Raw genomic sequence first — 6,416 nt, 5'->3', positions numbered from 1 at the left:
GCCCACATCACCTGCTTCCAGTCGCGCGCGTCGATGTCGGCGTCCACTACGATCACCCACTTGGTGTACATGAACTGCCGCAGATAGCTCCAGACGCCCATCATCACGCGCTTGGCGTGGCCGGGATAGGCCTTCTTCATGGAGACCACGGCGATCCGGTAGGAGCAGCCCTCCGGCGGCAGCCAGAAGTCGACGATCTCCGGGAACTGCTGGCGCAGCAGGGGAATGAAGACCTCGTTCAGCGCCTCGCCCAGCACGCTGGGCTCGTCCGGCGGCCGGCCGGTGAAGGTGGTCAGATAGATGGGGTCCCGGCGCATGGTGATGGCGCTGACCTGGAAGACCGGGAACTTCTCGACCGAATTGTAATAGCCGGTGTGGTCGCCATAGGGGCCCTCGTCGGCATATTCGTCCAGCAGGACATGGCCCTCGATGACGATCTCGGCCTCGGCCGGCACCATCAGGGGCACGGTCTTGGCCGCCACCAGCTCGGCCTTGGCGCCGCGCATCAGGCCGGCGAACTGATATTCCGACAGGGTCTCGGGCACCGGCGTCACCGCCGCCAGGATGGTGCCGGGATCGGCGCCCAGGACCGCGCAGGCGGGCAGGGGCTCTGGCTTCCCCGAAGCCTTCCAGCGCCGGTGGTGCTGGGCCCCGCCCCGGTGGGCCAGCCAACGCATGATGGTGCGGTCCTTGCCCAGGACCTGCATGCGATAGATGCCCAGATTGTAGTCGTCCTCCCGCTCTGTGGAGGGGCCCTTGGTGACCACCAGGGGCCAGGTGATGAGCGGCGCGGGCTCGCCCGGCCAGCAGGTCTGGATGGGCAGCTTGGTCAAGTCGATCTGGTCGCCGGTCCAGACGATCTCCTGCACCGGCGCCTTCTTCACCGTGGCCGGGCGCATGGCCATCACGGTCTTGGCCAGGGGCAGCATGTCCAGGGCGTCCCTCAGCCCCCGGGGCGGTTCGGGGCTGCGCAGAAAGGCCAGCAGCTCGCCCACCTCGCGGAGATCCGCCGCCGTGGTGCGCTCGCGTCCCTCGAGCGTGACCCCCATGGCCACCCGCTTGACCGTGCCGAACAGGTTGACCAGGCAGGGCATGGGCGAGCGTTCGCCATCGGCGCGGATGACGTTCTCGAACAGAACGGCCGGCCCCCCCTGGCGCAGCAGGCGGCGATGGATCTCGGTCATCTCCAGGACGGTGGAGACCGGCTCAGACACCCGCACCAGTTCGCCGGCGGCTTCCAGCTTGGCGATGAATTCCCGCAGCGACCGATAGGCCATGAGCCCTCCCAGGGTGATCTGATCCCAGGACTTAGGGCCGCGCAGGCCCGGTGTCACCCTTTGCGCCCGGCGCGCTTGGCGCTAGATTCCGCGCCCATGAAGCGCCTCGACCTCGACGACTTGCCCCCAAAGATCGCCCAGCTGCTGTCCGGCCTTGCGGAGGGGGAGGAGCTGGTCCTGGTCCAGGGCGGCGCAGTGGCAGGCCGTCTGCACGGCGGTGCGGCGCCTGCGCCGGCGACCCCGGACGAGCCCGAGCCTTACAACAACCAGCGGGCCGCCGAGATCTTCGAACAGTTCCGTTCGGCCGTGGAGGACGAGTTCTAGGCGCCGGGCGTCAGCCAAGCACTCTGCGCGCCGGAGGCGCCTTCAAAGACGGGACACAAAGAACACGAAGGAAGCCAAGGACACGAAGACCTGGCCGCGGGCTCCTTTGTGCTCTTTGCGGATCTTTGTGTCCTTCGTGTCCCTTCTTTCCTGGCGCTGCGCGCCGAGGCGCCGGAAGCCCAGGCCTTTCCCTGGCCCCATTTCCTCCCCATCTTGAAACCTGACCCAGCGGAATCCGAGCGGCCGTCAGAGCCGTCGCCGTGGGGTCTGTCATTAGGGAGATGAAAATGTTCAAGCTTGCTTCAGCCGCGCTGGCCGCGGCGCTTCTTGCGACTCCGGTTCTCGCCGGGCCGGCCGTGACGGGTCAGGCCACCGTCAATGTCACCAACCTCAATCCCGCCAATCCCGAGGACGCCCAGCGCCTCGAGCGGCGGGTGGAGCGGGCGGCCTTCGCCGCCTGTGGCGGACATGAGGGCAGCGTGCGGATGCTCAAACGCACCGTGACCCGCTCGGACTGCTATCAGGAGACCCTGGCCCAGGCTCGCGCCGATGTCGGCGTCGGCCAGCAGCAGTACGCCGCCCGCTAGCCGGACGTCTTCGCCGCCTCGTAGGCCCTGACCATCGCCTTGGTGGCCAGCTTGCGCCAGCGGCGTTCCAGCAGACTGTGCAGCGACCCCGGATCGAGGCTCTCGATCCGGGCGAGCACGGTGGGATAGGTCTGATAGTGGGGCGTCAGGTGGAAGGTGGCCGGCTCCGCCGCCATCAGCATTTCGCGCTCGTCGAAGCCGACATCGCTCAGCACCAGGCTGGCGTCCTCGGCCCGCAGCCGGGTGAAGAACTTGCCACGCACCTTGAACGACGGGCGCCCATAGGACGTGCCCTCCTCGGCGCCGGGGAAGGCCAGGATGATGTCGCGCATCTCGGCTTCGGTCACCGGCGCCTCCCGTTCAATAGGCCAGGGCCACCCCGTCCTTGCGCATCTCGGTGGCCGCGCCGTAGCGGCCGGGCCAGCGCTCGTTGGCCTGATAGCCGCCGAAGCTGCCGTCGCTTTCGCCGATCTTCCAGCCCAGATCGGCCAGGGCCTTGCGGGTGGCGGCCGGCACGCCGCTTTCCAGGTGCAGCAGGCCGGTTCCCGGGGTGACCTCGCCGGTGGGCTCCGACCCGCCCCCATGGCGCCAGCGGGGGCTGTCGCCGGCCTCCTGCAGCGAAAGGTCGAAGTCGACCATGTTGGAGATGATCTGGGCCTGGCCCTGGGGCTGCATGTCGCCGCCCATGACGCCGAAGGACAGCCACGGCGCCCCGTCCTTCACCGCAAAGCCGGGGATGATGGTCTGGAAGGGCCGCTTGGCTGGCGCATAGAGGTTGGGGTGGCCATCGGTCAGGGCGAACATCTCGCCGCGGTTCTGCAGCATGAAGCCCAGGCCGTCGGGCGCCAGGCCCGATCCCATGCCGCGGTAGTTGGACTGGATGATCGAGACCATCATCCCGTCGGCGTCGGCGGTGGGGAAATAGGTGGTGTCGCCCCGGGTCGGCGCCTGGCCGGCATAGACCGTCTGCAGGATGGCGTCGGGGCGGATCAGCCGCGCGCGTTCGGCGGCGTAGTCCTTGGAGATCAGCCATTCGGCCGGCACGTCATAGACGGACGGATCGGCGTAGTAGCGGGCGCGGTCCTCGAAGGCGAGCCGCTTGGCCTCGGCCCCATGGTGGATGGCGGCGGCCGACTGGAAGCCCATGCCGCGGATGTCGAACCGCTCCATGATGTTGAGCTGCTGCAGGGTCGCCAGGCCCTGGCTGTTGGGGCCGAGGCTGTAGACGTCCACCCCGCGATAGGGGCTGAAATAGGCCTTGGTCCATTCGGCCCGGTGGGCGGCGAGGTCGGCCTTGGTCATCCAGCCGCCGATGCGGCGGAAATAGCGCTCGATGGTCTGCGCGATCTCGCCCTCATAGAAGGCGTCGCGGCCCCCCTCGGCGATCAGGCTGTAGGTGCGGGCCAGAGCAGGATTCTTGAAAATCTCGCCCTCGCGGGGTGTCGCGCCGCCGGGCGCCCAGACCGCCTTGAAGTTGTCGACCTCCTCGATGCCCAGCTTGCCGCCGGTGAAGTTGGCGTAGCTGCGGGAAAGGTAATAGGCGACGTTCTGGCTGACCGGCGCGCCTTCGCTGGCGTGGGCGATGGCCGGGGCGAACAGGTCCTTCCAGGGCAGCTTGCCGTAGCGTTCGTGCAGGGTCCACCAGGCGTCCACCGTGCCGGGCACGCTGACCGAGATGGCGCCATGCGAGGGGATCAGACCGTTCTTGGCGCGGGCGCGCACCGTCTCCAGGGACAGGCCCCGGGGGCTGCAGCCCGAGCCGTTCAGGCCGACGACCGCCTTGGTCTTTGGATCCCACAGCATGACGAAACAGTCGCCGCCGACGCCACACGCGATGGGCTCGGCATAGCCCAGCACCGCATTGGCCGCGATGGCCGCATCCACCGCCGAGCCCCCGGCCCGCAGGATGTCGATGGCCGCCAGCGTCGCCAGCGGGTGGGCCGTGGCCGCCGCCCCATGGGTCCCCCAGGCCGCGCTGCGGCTGGCGAAGGTCGCCCCGTCGATCCGGTCGCCGGGACCGACGTCGGGCCGGTCGCGGTTGGGCGTCGCCTCCCGGCTCTGCCCAGCCGCCCCGCTGGCGAAGAGCGCGCCTGGCAAGGCGGCGGGCAGGGCGGCCAGAAAGGTGCGGCGACGCATGGGCGGGCTCCGGATCAGCGCTGTAACAGCGCCGTCACTATAGGCGCCACAGCCGCTCGTGAGGCTAGTCCCCGACCTGGATATTCAGCGCCGTCAGGGCGTCGGCGATCGGAATGAACAGATTGATGCCGGTTGGCGCGCTGCCGGGCTGGAAGCTCGCCACGGTGATGGCGATCACCTGGCCGCGGCTGTTCACCAGCGGGCCGCCGCTATTGCCGGGGTTCACCGTCACGTCGCTCTGAATGAAACGAAGGCCCTCGGTCACACGGGTAGCCGAGATGATCCCCCGCGTGATCGTCCCCTCGAATGCCTCATCCAGCGGCGTGCCCACCGCATAGACGTCCTCGCCAGCTTGCGGCGGGGTCAGGTCCAGGCGCAGCGGCGCGCGGCCTTCAGGCGGGGCGATCTTGATCAGAGCCACATCGCGACGGGGATCGCTGCGGACAACCTCGCCCAGGGCCTCGGCGCCGTCGGTCCAGCGAACCTTGACGTATTTCGAGCGTCCAACGACGTGCGCGTTCGTCAGAATCTCGCCGTTCGCCGAAATCAGGAATCCACTGCCGTGGCCGGTGTCCGAGAAGACTGAGACGGCCGATTTCGCAGCGTACGGAATAGCAATGGCGCTTCCGGGGAGGCTCTCCAGAAGAAGCTGCGGCCACAGCGCTCCAGTGGGCTGGGATGTGCCGGAAACTGCTAGGACAGTATTTCGATAATCGGCATGCGACAGCAGCGCTCTGACGTTTTCGCGGAAGGCGGCACGTATGAGGCGGTCAACGCCGTCCGTTGTGGGGTTGTCGATGCTCTGGCCGGATCTCGTGGCCACCGTGGCGACAACTCTACGCTGCAATGGGTCATACACCTGCCACTCCATTTCCAGCACCATCTCGCCTCGAAAAGATGAGGGGCCCTCGCCGCCGATGCCGCAGAGCCGAGCTTCGATGTCGTCGATCGCGGCGCCAACGCGAAGCCCGCCGCTGGGCGTTCTGTCGAAAAGATTCCTGCCGGCAACCGGAAATCCAGCGTTCTCAGCCTCCTCATCAAAGATCGCCGCAAATCGCTTCTCGTTGAAATCTTGCTCGTCGGCCCTCCAATGCAGGTTTTCTCGAACAAGATCGCACCCGAGAATGAAGCCCATTCGAGCCCACACCTGTCCGTCGCGAAGACGAGCAACCATGCGGTCTAGAGTTGCGGGTCGGGCGTTCTCGCTTGCCTCCAAGGGCGGTGGGTTTGCAAAGGCGGGGATGAGCACCGGCGCACTGGTTGAGGGCGTAGCGGGAAGCGCCGCCGCCACAACCCATAGCCAAAGTGAAGCATTTGTCAGCCGCATCCAACTCCACCCCATAGTTCCCCGTATGTTCCAGGCTAGAAGTCTAGCAGCCCAGAGTCCACACCGCCGTCTTCTTGACCTCCTGGTCCTCCAGCTCTCGCGTGGTGGCGACCTGGTATTCGGCGAGTTTGACCAGGCCTTCGCGGGGGAAGTAGCTGCGGCCGGGGTCGCCGATCAGGACCTTGGCGCCGGCGGCCTGAGCCTGTTCCAGCCAGGCCATGACCCGGGCGGCCAGGGGCTTTTCGTAGCAGATGTCGCCGGCCAGGATGACGTCGGCGGGCGGCGGCGGGGCGTCCAGCAGGTCGATGCTGGTGAAGTCGCAGGCCACGCCGTTGGCGGGCGCGTTCAGGGCCAGCGCCGCGCCGCAGTAGGCGTCGATGTCGGCGGCCAGCACATGGGCTGCGCCGGCCTTGGCCGCGGCGATGGCGACGATGCCGGAGCCGGTGGCGAAGTCGATGACCCGCTTACCCGCCACGATCTGCGGATTGTCGAGAATGTAGCGAGCGAGCGCCTGGCCACCGGCCCAGGCGAAGGCCCAGAAGGGCGGCGGCAGGCCGATCTCCTCCAACGCCTCTTCGGTCATCCGCCAGATCGGCGTGATCTCGTCGGCCAGGTGCAGGACGAGCTCAGGAGTGTGCGGCGGCGCCTGCTGGCGGGTGTTGGCCAGGATGAAGGCGCGGCGGCCCTCGGGGGTCTGCTCGATCACGCCGCTCTCCTGCACCTTGCGTCGATGGCGAGTGGCGAAGAACCCGGCTCAGCGCAAGG

General features: G+C 67.9%; 7 protein-coding genes. 2 read left to right on the top strand and 5 right to left on the bottom strand.

Annotation, left to right across the window (positions count from 1 at the left end):
• Positions 1–1,277: UbiD family decarboxylase (locus Q7S93_RS15220; RefSeq protein ID WP_304714791.1), on the bottom strand; the 1,277-nt coding region annotated here is incomplete at its 3' end.
• A 96-nt stretch (positions 1,278–1,373) separates the two neighbouring features.
• Here Q7S93_RS15220 and Q7S93_RS15215 point away from each other — a divergent pair.
• A complete protein-coding gene (locus Q7S93_RS15215; protein WP_304714790.1) occupies positions 1,374–1,601 on the top strand; it encodes a hypothetical protein in 228 nt (75 codons plus the stop codon).
• A gap of 287 nt (positions 1,602–1,888) precedes the next feature.
• A complete protein-coding gene (locus tag Q7S93_RS15210) occupies positions 1,889–2,188 on the top strand; it encodes a UrcA family protein (RefSeq protein ID WP_304714789.1) in 300 nt (99 codons plus the stop codon).
• On the opposite strand, the gene Q7S93_RS15205 is transcribed toward Q7S93_RS15210, so the two are convergent.
• The 4 genes from Q7S93_RS15205 to Q7S93_RS15190 all read right to left on the bottom strand — a co-directional run bounded on the left by Q7S93_RS15205 (position 2,185) and on the right by Q7S93_RS15190 (position 6,357).
• The gene (locus Q7S93_RS15205; RefSeq protein WP_304714788.1) at positions 2,185–2,535 is read right to left on the bottom strand and encodes an MmcQ/YjbR family DNA-binding protein; all 351 of its coding nucleotides are present in this window, start codon (positions 2,533–2,535) and stop codon (positions 2,185–2,187) included. The genes Q7S93_RS15210 and Q7S93_RS15205 overlap by 4 nt on opposite strands.
• Before the next feature lie 13 nt (positions 2,536–2,548).
• Complete coding sequence (locus Q7S93_RS15200) at positions 2,549–4,324, bottom strand: gamma-glutamyltransferase family protein (RefSeq protein ID WP_304714787.1); 1,776 nt, start codon at positions 4,322–4,324, stop codon at positions 2,549–2,551.
• Between the two features lie 64 nt (positions 4,325–4,388).
• Positions 4,389–5,459, bottom strand: a complete 1,071-nt coding sequence (locus tag Q7S93_RS15195; RefSeq protein WP_304714786.1) for a S1C family serine protease — start codon at positions 5,457–5,459, stop codon at positions 4,389–4,391.
• Positions 5,460–5,694: 235 nt separating this feature from the next.
• Positions 5,695–6,357 carry a class I SAM-dependent methyltransferase gene (locus Q7S93_RS15190; protein WP_304714785.1) on the bottom strand — a complete coding sequence of 221 codons (663 nt, stop codon included), beginning with the start codon at positions 6,355–6,357 and terminating at the stop codon, positions 5,695–5,697.
• Between the last annotated feature and the right edge of the window lie 59 nt (positions 6,358–6,416).

This window comes from Phenylobacterium sp., assembly GCF_030646615.1.
Classification (GTDB): Bacteria; Pseudomonadota; Alphaproteobacteria; order Caulobacterales; family Caulobacteraceae; genus Phenylobacterium.
This window is presented reverse-complemented; position numbering and strand designations above follow the sequence as displayed.